General features: G+C 51.4%; 18 protein-coding genes. All 18 read left to right on the forward strand.

The features are described from left to right. Nucleotides 1-26 precede the first annotated feature (26 nt). The 18 genes from rsmH (at nucleotide 27) to mutT (ending at nucleotide 21,968) form a co-directional block, all read left to right on the forward strand. Nucleotides 27-965, forward strand: a complete 939-nt coding sequence (gene rsmH, locus ACN0R1_RS02895) for a 16S rRNA (cytosine(1402)-N(4))-methyltransferase RsmH (protein ID WP_417579744.1) — start codon at nucleotides 27-29, stop codon at nucleotides 963-965. Further along, nucleotides 956-1,324: a cell division protein FtsL gene (gene ftsL, locus ACN0R1_RS02900; protein WP_417579746.1), complete on the forward strand. Its 369-nt coding sequence runs from the start codon at nucleotides 956-958 to the stop codon at nucleotides 1,322-1,324. The genes rsmH and ftsL overlap by 10 nt, the downstream gene beginning before the upstream one ends. After that, entirely contained in the window at nucleotides 1,308-3,017 is a 1,710-nt protein-coding gene (locus ACN0R1_RS02905) for a peptidoglycan D,D-transpeptidase FtsI family protein (RefSeq protein ID WP_417579748.1), read from the forward strand. Before ftsL ends, ACN0R1_RS02905 begins: the two co-directional genes overlap by 17 nt. Continuing rightward, nucleotides 3,014-4,513: a UDP-N-acetylmuramoyl-L-alanyl-D-glutamate--2,6-diaminopimelate ligase gene (locus tag ACN0R1_RS02910; RefSeq protein ID WP_417579750.1), complete on the forward strand. Its 1,500-nt coding sequence runs from the start codon at nucleotides 3,014-3,016 to the stop codon at nucleotides 4,511-4,513. The genes ACN0R1_RS02905 and ACN0R1_RS02910 overlap by 4 nt, the downstream gene beginning before the upstream one ends. After that, nucleotides 4,507-5,889, forward strand: coding sequence for a UDP-N-acetylmuramoyl-tripeptide--D-alanyl-D-alanine ligase (locus tag ACN0R1_RS02915; RefSeq protein ID WP_417579752.1), 1,383 nt, complete (start codon nucleotides 4,507-4,509; stop codon nucleotides 5,887-5,889). The genes ACN0R1_RS02910 and ACN0R1_RS02915 overlap by 7 nt, the downstream gene beginning before the upstream one ends. Continuing rightward, complete coding sequence (gene mraY / locus ACN0R1_RS02920) at nucleotides 5,889-6,971, forward strand: phospho-N-acetylmuramoyl-pentapeptide-transferase (RefSeq protein ID WP_417579754.1); 1,083 nt, start codon at nucleotides 5,889-5,891, stop codon at nucleotides 6,969-6,971. Before ACN0R1_RS02915 ends, mraY begins: the two co-directional genes overlap by 1 nt. 18 nt (nucleotides 6,972-6,989) lie before the next feature. Next, complete coding sequence (gene murD / locus ACN0R1_RS02925; protein ID WP_417579964.1) at nucleotides 6,990-8,336, forward strand: UDP-N-acetylmuramoyl-L-alanine--D-glutamate ligase; 1,347 nt, start codon at nucleotides 6,990-6,992, stop codon at nucleotides 8,334-8,336. Next, nucleotides 8,333-9,559: a putative lipid II flippase FtsW gene (gene ftsW, locus ACN0R1_RS02930; RefSeq protein ID WP_417579756.1), complete on the forward strand. Its 1,227-nt coding sequence runs from the start codon at nucleotides 8,333-8,335 to the stop codon at nucleotides 9,557-9,559. Before murD ends, ftsW begins: the two co-directional genes overlap by 4 nt. Beyond that, a complete protein-coding gene (murG, locus tag ACN0R1_RS02935; protein ID WP_417579758.1) occupies nucleotides 9,556-10,641 on the forward strand; it encodes an undecaprenyldiphospho-muramoylpentapeptide beta-N-acetylglucosaminyltransferase in 1,086 nt (361 codons plus the stop codon). Before ftsW ends, murG begins: the two co-directional genes overlap by 4 nt. Beyond that, the gene (gene murC / locus ACN0R1_RS02940) at nucleotides 10,638-12,086 is read left to right on the forward strand and encodes a UDP-N-acetylmuramate--L-alanine ligase (RefSeq protein WP_417579760.1); all 1,449 of its coding nucleotides are present in this window, start codon (nucleotides 10,638-10,640) and stop codon (nucleotides 12,084-12,086) included. The genes murG and murC overlap by 4 nt, the downstream gene beginning before the upstream one ends. Continuing rightward, nucleotides 12,083-13,042, forward strand: coding sequence for a D-alanine--D-alanine ligase (locus tag ACN0R1_RS02945; RefSeq protein ID WP_417579762.1), 960 nt, complete (start codon nucleotides 12,083-12,085; stop codon nucleotides 13,040-13,042). Before murC ends, ACN0R1_RS02945 begins: the two co-directional genes overlap by 4 nt. A 2-nt stretch (nucleotides 13,043-13,044) precedes the next feature. Next, entirely contained in the window at nucleotides 13,045-13,863 is an 819-nt protein-coding gene (locus ACN0R1_RS02950; protein WP_417579764.1) for a cell division protein FtsQ/DivIB, read from the forward strand. Continuing rightward, nucleotides 13,853-15,121, forward strand: a complete 1,269-nt coding sequence (ftsA, locus tag ACN0R1_RS02955) for a cell division protein FtsA (protein ID WP_417579766.1) — start codon at nucleotides 13,853-13,855, stop codon at nucleotides 15,119-15,121. Before ACN0R1_RS02950 ends, ftsA begins: the two co-directional genes overlap by 11 nt. Nucleotides 15,122-15,182: 61 nt before the next feature. Next, nucleotides 15,183-16,343, forward strand: a complete 1,161-nt coding sequence (gene ftsZ, locus ACN0R1_RS02960) for a cell division protein FtsZ (RefSeq protein ID WP_417579768.1) — start codon at nucleotides 15,183-15,185, stop codon at nucleotides 16,341-16,343. Between the two features lie 87 nt (nucleotides 16,344-16,430). Continuing rightward, the gene (lpxC, locus tag ACN0R1_RS02965; RefSeq protein WP_417579770.1) at nucleotides 16,431-17,345 is read left to right on the forward strand and encodes a UDP-3-O-acyl-N-acetylglucosamine deacetylase; all 915 of its coding nucleotides are present in this window, start codon (nucleotides 16,431-16,433) and stop codon (nucleotides 17,343-17,345) included. Nucleotides 17,346-17,554: 209 nt separating this feature from the next. Continuing rightward, complete coding sequence (secA, locus tag ACN0R1_RS02970) at nucleotides 17,555-20,302, forward strand: preprotein translocase subunit SecA (protein WP_417579772.1); 2,748 nt, start codon at nucleotides 17,555-17,557, stop codon at nucleotides 20,300-20,302. A 27-nt stretch (nucleotides 20,303-20,329) separates the two neighbouring features. Continuing rightward, nucleotides 20,330-21,550, forward strand: coding sequence for a bifunctional glutamate N-acetyltransferase/amino-acid acetyltransferase ArgJ (gene argJ / locus ACN0R1_RS02975; protein WP_417579774.1), 1,221 nt, complete (start codon nucleotides 20,330-20,332; stop codon nucleotides 21,548-21,550). Continuing rightward, nucleotides 21,531-21,968, forward strand: a complete 438-nt coding sequence (mutT, locus tag ACN0R1_RS02980; RefSeq protein ID WP_417579776.1) for an 8-oxo-dGTP diphosphatase MutT — start codon at nucleotides 21,531-21,533, stop codon at nucleotides 21,966-21,968. The genes argJ and mutT overlap by 20 nt, the downstream gene beginning before the upstream one ends. Nucleotides 21,969-21,971 lie beyond the last annotated feature (3 nt).

Raw genomic sequence — 21,971 nt, forward strand, 5'->3', positions numbered from 1 at the left:
CTCAATACAGGTTTACAGGATCTTAGATGAGTCAGGAATTCAGCCATATCACCGTGTTACTTGAAGAAGCTGTTACCGAGTTGGTGACGGACACTGATGGTTTCTATATTGATGGCACCTTCGGGCGGGGCGGTCATTCCGCGCGTATTTTGTCATGTCTGAGCGATCAGGGACGTTTACTGGCCATCGATAAAGATCCCTTGGCTGTGGCAGAAGCTCAGCGGCGCTTTGGTGATGATCCCCGCTTTAGTATTGCTCATGGTTCTTTCAGTGAACTGGCTGCGCTGGTTTCGGCGCGTGGCATGGATGCGCAAGTGACCGGTGTGCTACTGGATCTGGGTGTGAGTTCGCCGCAGTTGGATGATCCCTCACGGGGATTCAGTTTCCAAAACGATGGCCCCCTGGATATGCGCATGAATACAGCAGCGGGTGAAAGTGCGGCTGAATGGATTAATCGTGCTACAGAAGCTGAAATTGCTGATGTGTTGTTTCACTATGGTGAAGAGCGTTTTTCTCGTCGCATGGCCAAGGCTGTGGTCGCCGAGCGAGCCTTATCCCCGATTACAACCACGGCACGTCTTGCCAGCATTATCACGGCAGCCAATCCGCGCTGGGAAAAGGGGAAAAACCCTGCAACTCGAGCCTTTCAAGGTATCCGTATCCATATCAATCGTGAGTTGGAAGAGATTGAAACCTGTCTGGATCAATCGTTGGATGTGTTGGCTCCCAAGGGGCGCTTAGTGGTTATCAGTTTTCATTCGCTGGAAGATCGTATCGTAAAGCGCTTTATCCGTAAGCATGTAAAAGGGGATGAGCATCTTCCTGCTGGATTACCGTTTACTCAGTCCATGCTTAACCAGCGATTGAACGGTATTGGCAAAGCCGTCAAAGCCAGTGCAGCGGAGGTTGAGGTTAACCCTCGATCCCGCAGTGCTGTGATGCGAGTGGCTGAGAAGTGCGTCTGAAGCTGAATGCTGTGTTTAGTGTCTTGGGTAATGGCAAGGCAGAAGAGACGGGTAAAGGTTACATCAGTCATACGGAACTCTATCGGCCCTTGGTTATTTTAATCGTGCTGATATTGGCAATTTTGGTGTCAGCATTGACGGTCATTAAGGCGGCCTATGACTACCGCCGGTTGTTTAATGATCATCAAGTATTGGTGCATCAATGGGATGAGCTGCAGGTGGAATGGGGTCAGTTATTACTGGAACAAAGTACCTGGGGTGGGCATGGCCGTATTGAGAGTGAAGCAGAGACCCGTTTGCAAATGCGGGTTCCCGAAGTGGATGAAACTGAGATAATCAGGAATGAGCAGCGAAACTGAACAGACACAAACCTTGGCCGCCAGAAGCTGGCGTATGTGGGTGGTTTTCCTCCTGCTGAGCCTTGCTGTGGCTGGTGTTCTGGCAAAGCTGGTTTCACTCTACTGGACAGATCAGGCTTTTCTGCAGAACCAGGGAGATGCCCGTAGTATTCGAACCATGTTGATTCCGGCACATCGTGGCGTGATTACCGATCGCAATGGTGAGCCGCTGGCAGTCAGTGCACCGGTTGCCAGTATCTGGGCAGACCCGAAATTGATTGATCTACAACACCCCTACTTAAATCGTCTCAGCCAATTGCTAGAGATGCCTCAGGATAGTCTGTTGGAGCGTTTTAGCAGTAATGCAGAGCGCCGCTTCATCTATCTGCGTCGGCAGGTTACCCCGGAGGTAGCTGAATCCGTCCGCGTACTGGGTATTCCGGGTATTAATGTTGATCGAGAATACCGGCGCTTCTATCCAGCGGGTGAAGTGGCCGCCCATTTGGTGGGTTTCACTAATGTGGATGGAGATGGACAAGAAGGCATGGAGCTGGCCTTTGATGACTGGCTTACAGGTGAACCAGGCAGCAAGCTGGTGATGCGAGATCGGGTGGGTCGAACTATCCGGCATATTCGTTCAATTCAGGATGCACATCAGGGCGATGAGCTGCAACTGAGCATCGATCTGCGTCTACAGTACATGGCTTATCGTGAGCTCAAGGCTGTTGTTGAAGCACACCAGGCTGATGCGGGTTCTATTGTGATACTGGATACGCATACCGGTGAGGTGCTGGCGATGGCTAACCAGCCATCCTATAACCCCAATGATCGCAGTCGCCTTGACCCAGCTGCGCTGAGAAATCGGGCCATGACCGACTTGTTTGAGCCGGGATCTACAGTTAAACCCATGACCATAGCTGCTGCGTTGATGACAGGGCGTTATACACCAGAAACGGTCGTGCATACCACCCCGGGTACTATGCGGGTGCGCAGTGCAACTATCAGGGATTTTCGCGACTACGGCGATTTGGACCTCACCGGTATCATCACCAAGTCCAGCAACGTGGGTGTAGTAAAACTGGTTATGGACATGGAATACGATCGACTACCTCGCTTGATGCATAACTTTGGCATAGGCCAGATGAGTACAACCGGCTTTCCAGGAGAGCGCACCGGCTATCTGCCGGATCTGGTAGAGCGTCAGGTTGTTGAGCGTGCCACGCTGTCCTATGGCTACGGCTTGTCGGTAACCCCGCTGCAATTGGCTCAGTCCTATATACCCTTTGCGTCAGATGGCATTTTTCACCCGGTGTCTTTGTTGAAAAAAGAACCGGAAATAGGTACCCGAGTGATGCCGCCAGGTGTAGGTAATCAGGTGTTGCAGATGATGGAAACCGTCATCGGTCCTCAGGGTACTGCACGTCGTGCGGCGGTAGAAGGTTATCGGGTTGCCGGTAAGACGGGAACCGTTCATCGTATTGGTGGCAGTGGCTATAATCGTGAAGAATACACCACGGTTTTTGCTGGTATTGCACCCGTGTCCGATCCGCGCCTGGCGATTGTAGTGATGGTGGATAACCCGAAGGGTCGGGAAATATACGGTGGAGAGGTGGCTGCGCCAGTCTTTGCCCGGGTGGCTGCTGGTGCCTTAAGGCTATTGAACCTGGATCCAGATAGCTGGCCGGAGCAAAAAACACAGGTGGCCGGACGATGAATGCCGTGCGGTCAGACCTTCCCAGTTTGAAAAGCCTGTTACCGGATTTTCCCGGCGTGCCTGATTATTTATTGATTCGTAATGTGGTGCTGGATAATCGGGATGTACGTGCCGGTGATCTTTATATTGCACGCTCCGGCACGCAGTACAAGGGTGTTGATTTTGTTATTCCGGCCATCAGTGCCGGTGCTTCTGCCGTTATTATGCATGCCTCAGAGTACCATTCCGGCCTGGATGCCTATGCTGACTGGATTTTTCCGGTAGATAACCTCAATCAAGTGGCTGGTGAGGTGATCAGTCGCTATTACCAGCGTCCATCTGAGGCTATCAAGGTCATAGGGATCACCGGCACTAACGGTAAAACCTCTTGTAGCCATTTTATTGCGCAGGCATTGAATCAGCTAGGTGAAAAAACAGCGATTGTCGGCACCATTGGCAATGGATTTCTCAGCTCACTGGATCGCTCTACCCACACAACACCAGACGTGCTCAGCGTACATCAATTGTTGTCAGGGTATCACCAGGCCGGAGCCGAGACTGTCGTCATGGAAGTTTCCAGTCATGCGCTGGATCAGGCGCGCACGGCAGGCGTGCAATTCCGTCAGGTCGGTTTTACCAACCTTACCCGCGATCATCTCGATTACCACCAGAGTATGGCGGCTTATGCCGACTCCAAGCGGCGTTTATTTGAGCAAGCCGGTAGTCAACAGATTCTGAATCTGGATGATGCGTTTGGCTGTGAGCTGGCTGAACAAAGTAAAGCTAAAGGGCATAAAGTGACTACTTATTCATTGCTGGATCAGTCAGCCGATTTGTGGGTGAAAACCTCTGAACTGCATGATGAAGGCATGAGTTTTGCTGTTGCGTCACCCTGGGGTGAAATCAGTGCCAGTTCCTCGTTAATCGGGCGCTTTAATCTGAGCAATTTACTCTTAACGGCGGCGTCCCTGGGATTGTCAGGTTATGAAGCTAGCCGTATTAGTCGTGCATTAACACAGGTTTCAGCAGTTTGTGGACGCATGGAAAAAGTGTCTTTAGCGGGCGAGCCTTTAGTGTTGGTTGATTATGCTCATACACCGGATGCCTTGCTGCAAACTCTGTCAGCACTGAATGAACATCGTAAAACAGCTAGTCGAATCATCTGTGTGTTTGGCTGTGGTGGCGATCGAGATCAGGGTAAGCGTCCACTCATGGCCCAGGTAGCCTGCAGTTTGGCCGATCAATTGATTATCACCAGTGATAATCCTCGCTTCGAGGACCCGCATAAGATTATTGAGCAAGTGTTGTCAGGTGTCAGTGCTGTGCATCAGCCGCAGGTTGAGGTCGACCGTGCCACGGCAATAGCTTCCGCCATAGCGCAGGCCCGCGTAGAGGATATCGTGTTGATTGCCGGTAAAGGGCATGAGGATTACCAGGAAGTGCAGGGTGAACGCCAGCCATTCAGTGATCAGACTGTGGCCAGAGATGTGCTGAAAAGCAGGAGGACGGCATGCTAGGTGAATGGACACTGAGCATCGCGGCGACAGCAACTGAAGCCAGGCTTGAGGGTGTTACTGATCCTCAAAGACAGATAGTGCGCATCTGTACGGATACGCGCCAGATTCAACCCGGTGATCTGTTTGTTTGTCTGAAAGGTGAGCATTTTGATGCCCATGATTTTATAGCCCAGGCGCGGCAGCAGGGGGCACTGGCTGCTGTGACCGATCATCACGTAGATGATGCACTGCCGCAGCTAGTGGTTGAGGATACCTTGATAGCACTGGGGCGGCTGGCGGCCCTCAATCGCAGTCGTTTCAGTGGAAAATTGATCGCAGTGACCGGCAGTAGTGGCAAAACCACGGTGAAAGAGTTACTGGCAAGTATGTTGGGGCAGCTTGGCCCGACCCTCTATACCCAGGGCAATCTGAATAATCACATCGGTGTTCCCTTAACGCTGCTGCGCTTACAGGCTGAGCACCAGTATGCCGTGGTTGAGTTGGGAGCGAGTGCTGAAGGTGAAATTGACTACACCGTCCACTTGGCGCAACCACAGGTTGCTCTGCTCAATAATGCCTGTGCAGCGCACATCGAAGGCTTTGGTGGACTGGATGGTGTAGTGCGAGCCAAATCAGAAATATTCAATGCGCTGACAGATGAAGATGCCGGCATCCTTAACCTGGATGATGCGCATGCCGGTTTTTGGCAAGAGAAACTCGACAATCAGTGCCGTGCTTACCTGACGTTTTCGGTTAGCAATCCGGCTGCTGATATCTGGGCCAGTGATTTAGCTGAGAATGAGGTAGGTGCCTGGCATTTTCGACTGCATCATCAGCAGGATTCAATCAAGGTTCAGCTCAAACTCTTGGGTAAACATAATGTTGCCAATGCAGCGGCGGCAACGGCGGCATGGATTGCTTTGGGTTTGCCGTTGAAAGCCGCCAAAGCGGGTCTGGAAGCTTGTGATGCTGTGAAAGGTCGGATGAAGCCGATAGCACTGCGATCGGCACTGCTCATTGATGACAGCTACAACGCTAATCCTCAGGCCATGCAGGCCGCCATTGATTATCTGGCTTCCCGTAAGGGAAAGCGTCTGCTGGTACTGGGTGATATGGCTGAACTGGGTGAAGATGAAATCGAGCTGCATAGCCAGATTGGCCAGTATGCCGCTGACGCGGCGCTGGATGGGCTTTATGCAACTGGTCCACTGATGTGCTTTGCCGTTGAAACTGCCAGACAAGCTGGCCTGAATGCACAATATTTTGAACACCAGAGTGCTTTGATAGAAGCGCTAAAACAGATGCTGAGCGAGCCAGTTACGTTACTCGTTAAGGGCTCACGCAGTGCGGCAATGGATAGAGTAGTGACTGCTCTACAAAATGGAGATGCTCGGTAATGTTGTTGTTACTAACAGAGTACCTGACACAGTACTACTCAGCCTTCTCAGTGTTTGGCTATATCACTCTGCGAGGTATTCTCGGAGTGTTAACGGCGCTGGCTATTTCGCTGCTACTGGGCCCTTACCTGATCAATCAGTTGCGAAGTCGACAGATAGGTCAGGCGGTCAGAACCGACGGACCACAATCGCATCTGAGTAAGTCAGGTACGCCGACCATGGGAGGCGCCTTAATCTTATTGGCGATTGCTGTCAGTACCTTGCTCTGGGCCGATCTTACCAACCGTTACGTGTGGATTACGTTGTACGTGCTGATTGTCTTCGGTGCCGTGGGTTGGGTAGATGACTGGCGAAAAGTGATCGAAAAAGACCCGCGCGGATTGCCCGCAAGGTGGAAATATTTATGGCAGTCCGTCGGGGGAATCGGTGCGGCGGTGTTGCTGTATATCACGGTTCAGAGTCCGGTTGAGACGCAACTGATCGTACCGTTTTTTAAAGGTATCGTCATAGAGATGGGGATTTTCTTCATCGTATTTACCTACTTCGTCATAGTGGGTAGTTCCAACGCCGTGAATCTGACAGATGGCCTGGATGGTCTGGCGATTATGCCAACAGTGATGGTGGCTGGGGCGCTTGCCGTATTTGCCTATCTGGGGGGGCATGTGCAGTTTGCCAACTACCTACACATCCCCTACGTGGCGGGTGCCGGTGAGCTGATTATTATTTGTGGTGCAATCGTCGGGGCAGGTCTCGGGTTTTTGTGGTTTAACACTTATCCCGCTCAGGTATTCATGGGGGATGTCGGAGCGCTGTCTTTAGGGGCTGTGCTCGGTGTTGTAGCGGTCATTGTGCGCCAGGAGTTGGTGTTGGTGATTATGGGCGGTGTGTTCGTGATGGAAACTGTGTCAGTCATTTTGCAGGTCGCATCTTACAAGCTGACTGGTCGACGCATCTTCCGAATGGCACCTATTCATCACCACTTTGAATTAAAAGGTTGGCCGGAACCCCGCGTCATCGTGCGTTTTTGGATTATTAGTGTGGTGCTGGTGCTGATTGGCCTGGCTACCCTGAAACTGCGTTAACTGGAGAACTAAGTGTCAATGATAGCAACGGATACACTACGCATTATTATCGGTCTGGGTCAGACCGGGTATGCCTGTGCCCGATATATGGCAGCCAAAGGTTGGCCGTTCGCTGTTGTTGATACGCGTGAGAAGCCGCCATTGGCGGCAGATTTTTACAATGAGTTCCCTCAGGTGAAGCTTTACACGGGGGAGCTTGATCCTGTTCTTCTGGCCAGTGCAGACGAATTGATTCTTAGCCCAGGCGTGGCCAAATCTTCGACCGCCATACAGTACGCCATGCAGCAGGGTTGCCGCGTGATCGGTGATATCGACCTGTTCTGTCGTGAAGTTTCGGCACCTATAGTGGCGATTACCGGATCCAATGCCAAGAGCACGGTGACCACGCTGGTGGGTAAGATGGCTGAAGCCGCCGGTATCAATGTGGCTGTCGGCGGTAATATCGGTACGCCAGTACTGGACCTGCTTAAGCAGCCCACCGCTGATCTGTACGTGTTGGAGTTATCCAGTTTTCAATTGGAAACCACGCATGAGCTGAAAGCGATTGCTGCCACTGTCTTGAATATCAGTCCGGATCATCTTGACCGCTATACGGATATGCAAAGCTACTATCTGGCTAAACACCGCATCTACCGGGGCTGTCGCCATTGTATTGTCAACCGCGATGACCCCTTGACCGTACCGCTGATGGCCCAGGGAATGAAGCAGATCAGCTTCGGCCTGTCGTCGCCGGATCTGGGGCAGTATGGTATTGCGCTGGAAGCGGATCAGCCCTGGTTATTCCGTGGTTTGCAGCCGTTGATGCCGGTATCTGAGCTGAAAGTACAGGGCGAACACAATGTTGTGAATGTGTTGGCGGCATTGAGCTTGGGTGCGGCGGCAGGTCTGCCGCTAGAGGCTATGTTACAGGCGGCCAGACAGTTCGAAGGGCTTAGACATCGTTGCCAATGGGTGGCTGAAAAACAGGGCGTGGGTTATATCAATGACTCTAAGGGTACCAATGTAGGTGCCACACTGGCAGCAGTACAAGGACTGGGCTCGGTACTGGACGATGAACAAAAATTACTGATTATTCTCGGTGGTGTGGGTAAAGAACAGAACTTTGCTGAGCTCAAATCACCGCTGGCTCGCTATGCCCGTCAAGTAGTGCTGATAGGTCGCGATGCTGAACTTATTGCCAAAGATCTGCAGGGCTTGCCGCTACAACGTGCAGAAACCCTGGAGCAGGCTGTGGCTATGGCCGCTGAATTCGCCCAGCCGGGTGATCAGGTGTTGCTGTCTCCGGCTTGTGCCAGTTTCGATATGTTTCGTGGCTATGAAGCACGTGGTGATCGCTTTATTGAGATCGTGGAGGGTCTGATATGAACGGACTGTCTCTGAATCTTAGTTGGCCTGCTGTGCTGGATATGCCTCCTGGCAAGCTGTCATTTGATCCGTTTTTAATTCTCAGCGCTGTGACCCTGATGCTGACAGGTTTCGTGATGATTGCGTCAGCCTCCATGGATGTGGCCGCGCGGGATTTTGGTTCAGCCTATTTCTTTATAATGCGTCATGGCATTTTTGTCGTCATGGCGCTCATCACTTTGGCAATCGTGTCGGCTATACCGATACAGCTTTGGCAGAAATATAGTGTGCCTTTGCTGGCTATTGGTGGCATTGCGCTGTTGCTGGTGTTGATTCCGGGTATCGGACGTGAAGTTAACGGTGCTCGTCGCTGGATTAGTATGGGCTTTTTTAACCTGCAGGTTTCTGAGCTGGCCAAAATTTTCATGGTGATCTACATCAGCGGCTATCTGGTCAGGCGGTTGTCTGAAGTGCGGACAACCTGGTCAGGTGTGATTAAACCGGTCTTGCCTCTGTCGATCTATGTCGGATTGCTGATTAGTCAGCCGGACTTTGGGGTCACAGTGGTGCTGATGTGTACAGTTATGGGCATGGTGTTTCTCAGTGGAATGCGCCTTATACAGTTTGTAAGTGTACTGCTGGTAGGCATCTTAATGGCTGGTCTGCTGGCTGTGACGCAGCCCTATCGTGTGCAGCGTCTGAAAACCTTCCTTGACCCCTGGGCCGATCCATTTGGGGCTGGATATCAGCTATCTCAGGCGCAAATCGCTTTTGGTCGTGGCGAGTTGTTCGGCACAGGTCTTGGAAACAGTATACAAAAACTGTTTTATCTGCCCGAAGCACACACAGATTTCATCTACTCGATTCTGGCCGAAGAGTTAGGGCTGATGGGCGCGTTGGTCGTTATTGCCCTCTACTGCTTTTTGGTGTTTCGCATTTTTATGGCCGGACGTCGAGCTGAAAAGCAGCAGCAGTTTTTCATGGGCTATGTCTGTTATGGCTTCGCTTTTGTTTTTGCCGGACAAGCACTGATCAATATCGGTGTCAATGTCGGCGCTTTGCCAACCAAAGGGCTGACGTTGCCATTGCTGAGCTATGGTGGCAGCAGTTTGCTGGCTTCATCCATCATGATCGCCATCGTATTACGTATTGATTATGAGCTGAAACGTGCAGAAGTGGCTGCTTTATCGGCATCAGGCAAACCTAGTAGTTCGCGTAAAGCCACAAGGAGGGCAATCGCATGACGGCTGAAACAACAAAAACGCTGTTGGTGATGGCTGGCGGCACAGGTGGACATGTATTTCCGGCTCTGGCAACAGCTGACTTGTTACGTGCTCAAGGTGTGCATGTGGAATGGTTGGGAACAGCAAGTGGTATTGAAGCCAGAGTGGTTCCTGCTGCGGATATCAAACTGAATTGCATACCTGTGGCTGGTTTGAGAGGTAAAGGGGCGCTGCGATTGCTGACCGCGCCCATCAGCCTGCTGAAAGCGGTATTGGCGGCCAGGGCCGTCATCAAACGTGTGAAGCCAGCCGTGGTGTTGGGTATGGGTGGTTTTGCTTCCGGACCGGGTGGGTTGGCCGCACGCCTTATGGGTATACCGGTGGTGATACATGAACAAAATGCCATTCCGGGGATGACTAACAAGGTGCTTGCACGTATTGCAACGCGCGTATTACAGGCTTTTCCTGGTGCCTTTGAGCAGTGCCAGGATAAAGATACTATCGGTAATCCGGTCAGAGGACCGATCTTGGAATTGCCAGAACCAGCTGAGCGGATGCAAGACCGGACAGGGCCCATCCGCCTGCTGGTGGTAGGTGGCAGTCTGGGGGCTAAAGCCATCAATGAACGTTTACCCGAAGTGCTGGCCAGGATACCTGCCGAAGCACGTCCGGAAGTGTGGCACCAGACAGGACAAACTCATCATAAACAGACGCTTGAGCATTATGAATCACTCGGAATAGCGGCGCGCGTGGTGCCCTTTATTGAACAAATGGATGAAGCCTTTGGCTGGGCTGATCTGGTGCTGTGTCGCTCGGGTGCCCTCACAGTGAGCGAGCTGGCTATTGCCGGTGTGGCAGCAATTCTCGTGCCTTTTCCCTTCGCTGTGGATGATCACCAGACGGCCAATGCACAGTTTCTGGTGAATTGTGGCGCAGCGGAACTGGTACAGCAAGCCGATTTAAGTAGTGATGTATTGCATCAGTTGTTGAGCAAGCTCAATCAACGTGAGCGTTTGTTAAAAATGGCGCAGTTAGCACGTAATCAGGGTAAGCCGGAAGCTGGAAGGCAGTTAGCTGAAGCCTGTCTGGAGGTAATGGCATGAGTAAAAATGATGCGATGGGCGTGTATGAAGTGCCTGAAATGCGTCGTATCCGTCAAATCCATTTTGTCGGCATCGGCGGTGTTGGTATGTGTGGTATTGCCGAAGTTTTGTTGAATCAGGGATATACCATCTCTGGTTCCGATATTCGCGACTCGGTTGTAACCGACCGCCTGGCAACTCTTGGTGCGCGGATATATATAGGTCATCAGCAAAGCAACGTCGAAATGGCCGATGTGGTGGTGATTTCTACGGCTGTAGCCGAAGATAATCCAGAATTGATCGCTGCACGTCAGTCACGTATTCCCGTAGTGCGTCGTGCCGAGATGTTGGCAGAACTGATGCGCTATCGGCATGGTATCGCGGTGGCCGGCACACACGGTAAGACCACCACCACCAGCCTGTTGGCCTCGGTGATGGCAGAGGCTGGACTGGATCCGACCTTTGTTATCGGTGGGCGGCTTAACAGTGCTGGCACCAATGCACAGTTAGGTGGTAGTCGTTACCTGGTGGCTGAGGCAGATGAAAGTGATGCGTCCTTTCTACACCTGCAGCCTATGGTGGCAATCGTCACCAATATCGATGCTGACCATATGGATACCTATGGCGGTGACTTTAATGTGCTCAAGCAGACATTTGTTAACTTCTTGCACAATCTTCCCTTTTACGGGTTGGCAGTGATGTGTACCGATGATCCGGTGGTTGTTGAAATTCTGCCACAGGTAAGCCGTCCAATACTGACCTACGGTTTTAATGAAGGGGCTGATTTCAGAGCCGTTGATCTGCACATGGAAGGCTTGCAGACCCGTTTCCGAGTCGAGCGTCCCAGCGGACATGAGCCGTTGAATGTCACTCTGAATATGCCGGGTCGCCACAACGTACTCAATGCCTTGGCCTGTATTGCTGTGGCTACCGATGAAGGCTTGGCGGATGCCTCCATCTGTCGGGCATTGGAGAAATTTGAAGGTGTGGGTCGTCGTTTCCAGATTTTAGGCGAAGTACCTGTCACGGGAGGGGACGTAACGCTTGTGGATGATTATGGTCACCATCCCCGCGAAGTGGAAGCGGTTATTCAGGCTATTCGTGATGGTTGGCCGGACCGCCGATTGGTGATGGTGTATCAGCCACACCGCTACACCCGCACGCGCGATCTGTATGAAGACTTTGCCCGGGTGTTGTCAGAAACAGATCTGCTACTGATGCTGGAGGTCTATGCCGCTGGTGAGCAGCCAATTCCTGGTGCCGATACCCGCAGCCTGTGCCGATCCATACGTCAGCGTGGCATGGAACCGGTGTTTGTGGAATCAACAGATGACCTTCCAGAGTTGCTGAGTACTTTGTTGCGTCCCGGTGATCTGCTGTTGACCCAGGGGGCCGGTGATATTACTACCCTGGCGCATACGCTAAGCAAACTGAATCTAAGCCGTGTCGGTGAGGTACAGCAATGAAAGCATTTGAAATAAGCGCGGCTGAAAAGCAGACTTTTGGGCGAGTGGCCGTGCTGATGGGCGGAGACTCCGCTGAACGCAGTATCTCACTGCGTAGTGGTGCCGAAGTATTGAAAGGTTTATGTCAGGCCGGCGTTGATGCCTTTGCTATCGATCTGTGCGCCAAGGGAGCTGATCCGGTTGCGCAATTACTTGAAGCCGAGTTTGATCGTGCTTTTTTGATTCTGCATGGCCGTGGTGGAGAAGATGGCACCTTGCAGGGCTTGCTGGAAATGCTGAAAAAGCCTTATACCGGCAGTGGTGTGGCTGCCTCTGCGTTGGGAATGGATAAGCTGCGTTGCAAGCAGCTTTGGCTGGGAGCCGGTTTTCCCACACCGCCTTTTGCTGAGCTTAATGCAGATACTGACTTACAGGCTGTAGCCGACAAGCTGGGCTTTCCGATGATGGTCAAACCCGTACATGAAGGTTCCAGTATAGGCATGAGTCGTGTCATGGACCTGGCGCAGTTGCAGGCGGCTTATGCGGAAGCGGCCCGCTATGACAATCTGGTGATTGCGGAGCAGTGGGTGCAGGGGTCTGAATTTACCCTGGCTGTCTTGCGTGATGCGGCTCTGCCTGTGATCAAGTTGGAAACCTCTCACGACTTTTACGATTTTAATGCCAAGTACGAATCCAATGATACCCGTTACCTGTTTGAGCATGGTCTGACTGAAGCGAAGCATAAGGCGCTGCAAACCCTGGCAGTTAAGGCTTTTAGTGCTGTGGGTTGCCGTGGTTGGGGCCGGGTGGATGTGATGATGAACAGTGCGGGAGAGTTTCTGTTGCTGGAAGTGAACACCCTGCCTGGTATGACAGACCATAGCCTGGTACCTATGGCGGCAAAACAGGCCGGTATGAGTTTCTCGGAATTGGTGGTTGAAATTCTTCGTACGGCCAAACGGGATAGGGAGAGCTGAAAATGAATTTGTCGTTGCCCTGGCTGAAGCAAGACCCGCAACCGGTTGCACCGGTACGTGGTGCTGTGGCCGTGCAACGCCAGTCTGAGCAATTGGTTGAACCTCCGGCCATTAAGCGGGTAGTGATGTTGCTGGGATTGTTGTTACTGTTTGCGGCCCTGGTACTTGGATTGGCGGGTAAAGCATTGGCCTGGTTGGATAAACCAGTTAGCGCAGTCAGTATCAGCGGGCAGATGCGTTATCTCGATGGCCAGGCCTTGGCAAGTCACCTGGCAACAGAGGTTAAGGCACCGATCTTGTCGCTGGATCTGCGCAGTTTGCGTGATGCGACACTGGCTAATCCCTGGGTGCACATGGCTGAAGTACGGCGTCAATGGCCAGCGGCGGTGCATGTCGCTATTGCTGAGCAGGTGCCTGTGGCGCGCTGGGGTGAGCGCGGACTGTTGAATCATCAGGGCGATATTTTCTGGCCGGATTTGAGTGCTGGCTATGAATTTTTACCCAGGCTTAATGGTCCGGCGCACGAAACGCGCGCGATTATCGAACAGTATCATGACCTGAGTGTGCTGTTTGCCCGTTCAGGTTTGCGTATTACAGGACTGTCACTGGAAAGTCGTGGGGCCTGGAATCTGGAGTTGGATAACGGCATCCAGGTTGTGGCCGGGCGAGAACAGTTGATGCCCAGATTAAGGCGTTTCATCAGTATCTATGAAACTGAGCTCAGCCAGTCGGCGGATAAGATTGAACAGGTTGATATAAGGTACACCAACGGTGTGGCTGTCAGATGGCGCACCGAAGAGAGGCAAGGCGATGCAGGATAAAAGAGCGACATCAGATCACAGTATGATCGTTGCACTGGATATAGGCACATCGAAAGTGGTGTGTTTGGTAGGGGAAGTCTGTGCTGACGGCGGTATTGAGATAGTCGGTGTTGGTTCACAGCCTTCTCACGGTATGAAGCGTGGCGTGGTGGTGAATATTGAATCAACTGTTAGTGCGATACAGCGTGCAGTTGAAGAAGCTGAATTGATGGCTGGATGCAAGATTCACTCCGTGACGGTGGGGATTGCTGGTAATCACATCAGCAGTCTGAATTCCCACGGAATTGTCGCGGTGAGGGATCGTGAGGTCTCTGAATATGATCTGGAGCGAGTGATCGACGCCGCTCGCGCTGTAGCGATACCAGCTGATCAGCGCATATTACATATTCTGCCGCAGGAGTACCTGATCGATACGCAAGAAGGTATTAAAGAGCCTCTGGGAATGTCTGGAGTGCGTCTGGAAGCCAAGGTGCACCTGGTTACCGGTGCGTCCAATGCGATTCAGAATATTGATAAATGTATCCGTCGTTGTGGTTTGGATGTCGATGCCATCGTGCTTGAGCAACTGGCCTCCAGCTATGCCGTACTGGCTGAAGATGAAAAGGATTTAGGTGTTTGCATCGTGGATATCGGTGGCGGTACCACAGATATTGCCGTGTTTACTGATGGGTCTATCCGTCATACAGCGGTTATCCCTATTGCAGGCGATCAAGTTACTAATGATATTGCCATGGCGCTGCGTACACCGACGCAGCATGCCGAGAAAATCAAGATTAAATATGCCTGTGCCTTGGCACAGTTAGCTCGCCCTGATGAAACCATCAAGGTGCCCAGTGTGGGTGACCGTCCCGCCAGAGATCTGTCCAGGCAGTCACTGGCTGAGGTGGTCGAGCCGCGTTATGAAGAGTTGTTTGCCTTGGTGCAGGCCGAGTTGCGACGTTCAGGTTTTGAAGACCTGATCGCTGCAGGCATCGTGCTGACCGGGGGTACATCAAAAATGGAAGGGGCGGTTGAGCTGGCGGAAGAAATCTTCCATATGCCAGTTAGACTGGCGCTTCCGCAAGGCGTCCGGGGTATGGAATCGCTGCTTAAAAACCCGATTTACGCAACCGGAATCGGGTTACTGCACTATGCAAAAGCGGAGCAGAAACCAACAGCAAAAGAAATTGTACCGGAAATGCGCGAAAAACGTCTGCAGCGTCCACAGGTCGGTGATCTGGTGAGTCGAGTAAAAGACTGGTTTAAGCGTCACTTCTGAATGAATCGTTAAGCGTGGCATGACCGGAAGGTAAAAGCAGGCATGTCAGGGGAGGAAAAAAATGTTTGAATTAATTGATAATGTACCTCAGGAAGCCGTCATTAAAGTAATTGGTGTCGGTGGGGGGGGCGGTAACGCCGTTCAACACATGGTATCCGATGATCTGGGCGGGGTAGAGTTCATCTGCGCCAACACCGATGCGCAGGCACTGGAACGCCTGGCAACGCGTGCAGCCCTACATATTGGTGGTGGATTGACCAAGGGGTTGGGGGCCGGTGCTAATCCGGAGATCGGACGCAAAGCGGCACTGGAAGATCGTGACCGTATTGCTGAAAGTCTCAAAGGGGCTGATATGGTCTTTATTACCGCCGGTATGGGCGGTGGTACAGGTACCGGAGCGGCGCCGATTGTGGCACAGATTGCCCGTGAAATGGGCATTCTGACGGTCGCTGTGGTGACCCGTCCTTTCCGTTTTGAAGGGCGCAAGCGGATGGCCATCGCTGAGGAAGGGATACGTGAGCTGCGTGAAAATGTGGATTCATTGATCATCATCCCGAATGAGAAGCTGATTGCGGTGCTGGGTAAGAACACCAGCCTGATCAATGCATTCAATACCGCCAATGATGTACTAAAAGGAGCGGTAAAGGGCATTTCCGATCTGATCACCTGTACCGGTATGGTTAACGTCGACTTTGCCGATGTCAAAACCGTAATGTCTGAAATGGGCATGGCGATGATGGGTACAGGCATTGCCAAGGGAGATAAACGCGCACAGGAAGCCGCACGTTCTGCCATCATGAGCCCGCTACTGGAAGATATCGATCTGCGTGGTGCGCGTGGTATTCTGGTTAATATCACCGCTGGACTGGATCTGAGTCTGGGTGAATACAGTGAAATCGGTGAAATTATCGAAGAATGCGCTGATGCCGATGCGACCATTGTAATCGGTACAGTGATTGATCCAGACATGGTGGACGAGCTGCGTGTGACAGTAGTCGCTACCGGCCTTGATCGCCCAAAAGAAAAAGAGTTCAAGTTGGTGGCTTCTGAAGCACCGAAAGTCGATCTGCGTCAGGAAGAAATCGAGCTACCGTCAGTCCTGCGCCGGCAGAAGCAGGAAGCGTTGCTGGATAAGCCGGATAGCCATGATAAAGAGACAGGTAAACGCAAGGATTATGGTGAGTTGGATATTCCAACCTTCCTCAGACGCCAGGCGGATTAAAGGCAGCGGCCTTATGGGCCGATTGCCTGAAATGGGCTGAGTCTGTTATCATTCTCATTTATTTTTGTGGTTATCTGGCGAATTGTAATGATTAAGCAACGCACACTGAAAACGAGCATACGGGCGACGGGTATCGGACTGCATAGCGGTCAGAAAGTCTATTTGACCCTGAGGCCGGCAGCGGTCAATACCGGTATCGTTTTCCGGCGTGTGGATCAGGATCCGGTGGTGGAAATTCCGGGTTTTGCTACCCATGTAGTTGATACGGTGTTGTCTACCAATTTATCGGTGGACGGTGTTCGTGTGGCAACAGTTGAACATTTGATGTCGGCGCTTGCCGGGCTGGGGATTGATAATCTATACGTCGATCTAACGGCTGAAGAAGTGCCGATCATGGATGGCAGTGCGGCACCCTTCGTGTTTTTGATAGAGTCAGCGGGTATTGCTGAGCAAAATGCAGCCAAGCAATTTGTGCGTATCAAAAAGCCGGTCACGGTTGAAGTGGACGGCAAAACAGCCAGTTTCAAGCCTTATGAAGGTTATAAGGTCGGTTTTCGTATCGAGTTTGACCATCCGGCCTTTACGGATCGTCATTTGGAAGCCTGCCTGGATTTTTCCAGCACCGCGTTTGTGCGTGAAGTCAGTCGTGCCAGAACCTTTGGGTTTATGCGTGATATCGAATTTCTGCGCTCACAGAATCTGGCACTGGGTGGCAGTTTCGATAATGCCATTGTAGTAGATGACTACCGGGTGCTGAATGAAGAGGGTTTGCGCTACGAAAACGAGTTTGTCAAACACAAGATTCTTGATGCGGTCGGGGATCTGTATTTACTGGGAAAAAGTCTGATCGGCGAATATTACGGCTATAAATCAGGTCATCACCTGAATAACCTGCTGCTCAGGAAACTGCTGGAAACCGAAGATGCCTATGAAATAGTCACTTTTGAGACGATGGAGCAGGCATCCCCCATAGCTTTTCTACGCCCGGCAGCCGCTATTTGATTCTATTTACGGGTGTTTTTAACCCACTAAAGAACAAAATAACAGCAGAAAGCCGGTTCTTGTCCGGCTTTTTTTGTCTATATCGACCTGTAGGGGTTGAACATTGCGTCTGGAAACTCAATTATCTACAGGAATCACTGTAGAATAATGTGCTCTTTCCGCGATGGACATTGCGCGAATAACATCCAATTAACGGTAAAAGTTGAATTATGCTCACATCACTGTTGAAAAAGGTCTTCGGAAGCAAAAACGATCGTGAACTCAAACGTATGGGGCGCGTCGTTAAGGACATCAATGCACTGGAAGTGCAGATGGAACAACTGAGTGATGATGAGCTTAAGGCACTGTCGACTGCCTACCGGCAGCGTTTTGAAGCGGGCGACTCACTAACGAAGCTACTGCCGGAAGCCTTTGCTACTGTGCGAGAAGTCTCTCGTCGGGTGATGGGCCTTCGTCACTTTGATGTGCAAATGATCGGTGGTATTTCCCTTCACGAAGGCAAAGTGGCCGAGATGAAAACCGGTGAAGGTAAAACGCTGGTGGCTACACTGCCCGCTTACCTCAACGCCATCAGCGGCAAGGGCGTACATGTTGTTACTGTGAACGACTACCTGGCCAGCCGCGATGCTGAATGGATGCGCCCACTGTATGAAGCGCTGGGTTTGAGCGTCGGTGTAATTATTTCCGGTCAGGACAATGCGGGCAAGCGCGAAGCCTATGCCTGCGACATCACTTACGGTACTAACAATGAATTCGGCTTTGATTATCTGCGCGATAACATGGCGTTCAGTGTTGAAGACAAGGTACAGCGTGGCTTCAATTTTGCCATCGTCGATGAAGTTGACTCCATCCTCATCGATGAAGCTCGCACACCACTAATTATTTCAGGTCCGGCTGAAGACAGCTCGGCCATGTATGCGCATATCAATAAAATCATTCCAAAACTGAAGCAGTTCTTCGGTGAGGTTGATGTTAAAGATGATACGCAAATTATTGAAGAACACTTTGTGGTGGATGAAAAAAACCGCACAGTTGAGCTTACCGAAGCCGGTCACCAGCTAGTGGAAGATCTGCTGCGTGAAGAGGGATTGTTGCAGGAAGATGAAAGCCTCTATGCCTCCGGCAATCTCAACCTGCTGCACCATGTGCTGGCAGGGCTGCGTGCCCATTACCTGTTTGAGCGTGATAAAGACTATATCGTCCAGAATCAACAGGTGGTGATCGTTGACGAACATACCGGTCGTATTATGCCGGGACGTCGCTGGTCTGAAGGCTTGCACCAGGCGGTTGAAGCCAAAGAAGGTGTCAAAATTCAATTGGAAAGCCAGACTCTGGCTTCTACTACCTTCCAGAACTACTTCAGGCTGTACGAAAAGCTGTCTGGTATGACCGGTACAGCTGATACCGAAGCCTTCGAACTGCGTCAGATTTATGGCCTGGATGTGGTTGTGATTCCGACCAACCAATCGGTGCAGAGAACTGACTACAATGATTTGGTTTACCTGACCATCGAAGAAAAGTTTAACGCCATCGTCAAAGAGATCCGTAACTGTCAGGAAAAAGGACAGCCGGTTCTGGTGGGTACAGCATCCGTCGGTTCATCTGAAGTTTTGTCCAAGATGCTGATACAAGAGAAGATCACTCATAATGTTTTGAACGCCAAAAATCACGGACGTGAAGCGGGTATCATTGCCAATGCTGGCTGCCCTGGTGCTATTACCATTGCCACCAATATGGCCGGTCGTGGTACCGATATCATGCTGGGTGGGAAACTCGAAGTTGAGTTGGATGCTCTGGAAAACCCCACCACTGAGCAGATAGAAGCGGCTAAGGCCGATTGGCAGCAGCGCCATGAGCAGGTAGTTGCCGCTGGAGGTTTGCATATCATCGGTACGGAACGGCATGAATCACGCCGCATCGATAACCAGTTGCGGGGACGTGCGGGTCGCCAGGGCGATCCAGGTTCTTCACGTTTCTTCCTGTCGATGGAAGATGATCTGATGCGTATTTTCGCCTCTGACCGTATCCGCCAGTTTATGCAGGCCTTGGGTATGGACAAGGGTGAGGCCATCGAACACAAAATGGTCAGCAACGCGATTGAAAAAGCCCAACGGAAAGTTGAAGGGCGCAACTTTGATATACGTAAAAATCTGCTTGAATACGATGATGTGGCCAACGATCAGCGCCGTGTAATCTATGAACAGCGTAATGACCTGATGGCGACTAATGATATTTCCGAAACCATCGTTGCAATACGTGAAGAAGTGATCGACACAACCATCAGTGACTTTATTGCTCCGGAAAGTCTGGCCGAAACCTGGGACGTGGCTGGCCTTGAAAAAGCGTTGAACACTGAATTCTCTATTGAACTGCCAATTCAGCAATGGCTGGATGAAGATAAGCTGCTGCATGAAGAGCCCCTGCGCGGTAAAATTCATACGGCTATTAGTGATAAATATGCCGAGAAAGAGCAGTTGGTCGGTGCGGAGACCATGCGTCTGTTCGAGAAGCAGGTGATGTTGCAGGTGCTGGACACCCTCTGGAAAGAGCACCTGCAAACTATGGACCTACTGCGTCAGGGTATACACCTGCGTGGTTATGCACAGAAGAATCCAAAACAGGAATACAAGCGCGAATCCTTCCAATTATTCCAGGCGCTGCTCGAGAATATTAAAAAGGATGTCGTACGCATTATCAGTCATGTGAAGGTTCGTGAGCCTGAGGATGTTGAAGCGATTGAGCGTCAGCGTCGTGAAGCGGCTGAGCGTCAGAAAATGAACTTTGAACATTCTCAAAGCAGTGCCATGCAACAGGCTGATGAGGATAAGGAGGCTGATGCAGGTGCTGAAGGCGATAAACAGGAACCCTTCGTGCGTGATGTGCCCAAAGTAGGCCGCAATGAGCCCTGTCCTTGTGGTTCAGGTAAAAAATACAAACAATGCCACGGTAAAATTTAACACCAGCGCATAACTGAGGAAGGCAACATGGCAGTAGGTGCTGAAAAAAAACTGGAACTGCATCCGGTCAAAGGGTTTCGTCTGGGTATTGCGTCTGCCGGTATCAAAAAACCGGGACGTAAAGATATTGTTGTGATGGAAATTCCGGTAGACGCTACGATCGCTGGCGTTTTTACCCGTAATCAGTTTTGTGCAGCACCAGTCCTATTAGCGAAAAAGCATCTTGCTTGTGGTGCTCTGCCTCGCTACATGCTGGTGAATACCGGTAATGCCAATGCTGGCACAGGAGCAGCCGGTTTAGACGCCGCCAGCGCTTGTTGTGCGGCTCTGGCAGAGAAAACCCGTGTAGATACAGAATCTGTACTGCCTTTCTCTACCGGTGTTATCGGTGAGCCTCTGCCGGTTGCTAAGGTGGTGTCTGCGCTGGATGCAGCACTGGATAACCTTGATGAAAATCACTGGCTTGAAGCGGCTCAGGGTATCATGACCACGGATACGCGTGCGAAAGGCCACAGTGTGCAGATAGACCATCAAGGTAAGTTGATTACTATAACCGGCATCTCCAAAGGCTCGGGCATGATCATGCCCAACATGGCGACCATGCTGGGTTATATCGCTACCGATGCCATTATCGATGCTAACCTGCTGCAGCGACTGCTGAGCCAGGTGAATGAGCAGACCTTTAACCGTATTACCGTAGATGGTGACACCTCTACCAACGATGCCTGCATGCTGGTCGCTACAGGTCAAAGTGGTGTTGAGCTGAGTGATATGGAACCGGCCTTGATGGATAAGTTTGTTGCTGGCTTACGCGACGTGATGCTGGAGCTGGCACAGGCAATTGTTAAAGACGGAGAAGGGGCTACCAAATTTGTTGAAGTGCGTGTTGAAAAAGCGGCCAGTGTTGATGAAGCCTTAAAAGTGGCTTACACCATTGCACACTCACCTTTAGTGAAAACCGCGCTGTTTGCCAGTGACCCCAACTGGGGCCGTATTCTGGCCTGTGTCGGCCGTGCTGGTGTTAGCGAACTGGATGTTGATGAAGTCGCTATCTGGCTTGATGATATTGCGATTGTTAAGCAGGGTGGTCGTGCCGATAGTTATACTGAAGAACAGGGTCAGGCGGTCATGAACAAAGACACTATTTTGATTCGTGTGTCGCTGAACCGCGGTCAGGTTCAGGAAAGTGTCTGGACCACCGATCTGTCACATGATTATGTCAAGATCAATGCCGAATACCGCTCCTGAACAGGTTTCAGAGTCTCGCCAAACACTGCATGTGGCGGCGGCTGTCATATACGATCCTTTGGGACGTATCCTGATCGCACGCCGTCCGCTCGATAAGCATCAGGGTGGGTTATGGGAGTTCCCCGGTGGTAAAGTTGAGGTAGATGAGAGTGCGCGTCAGGCACTGGATAGGGAACTGTTTGAAGAGTTGGGCATTCAGGTGACGGCTGCCCAGCCGTTTATACAGATACCCTACGAATATCCTGAGCGTCATGTGTTACTGGATGTTTTTAGCGTGACGGCTTTCAAAGGGGAAGCCAGAGGCTGTGAAGGTCAGCCCCTGGCATGGGTAGATGCCTCTGAATTGAATCACTACCCTTTCCCAGCGGCTAATCAGCCGATTCTCGACCGCATAAGCGCGGATCTCTCAGTTTCTTAAGAT

Source organism: Nitrincola sp., assembly GCF_048264025.1.
Classification (GTDB): domain Bacteria; phylum Pseudomonadota; class Gammaproteobacteria; order Pseudomonadales; family Balneatricaceae; genus Nitrincola.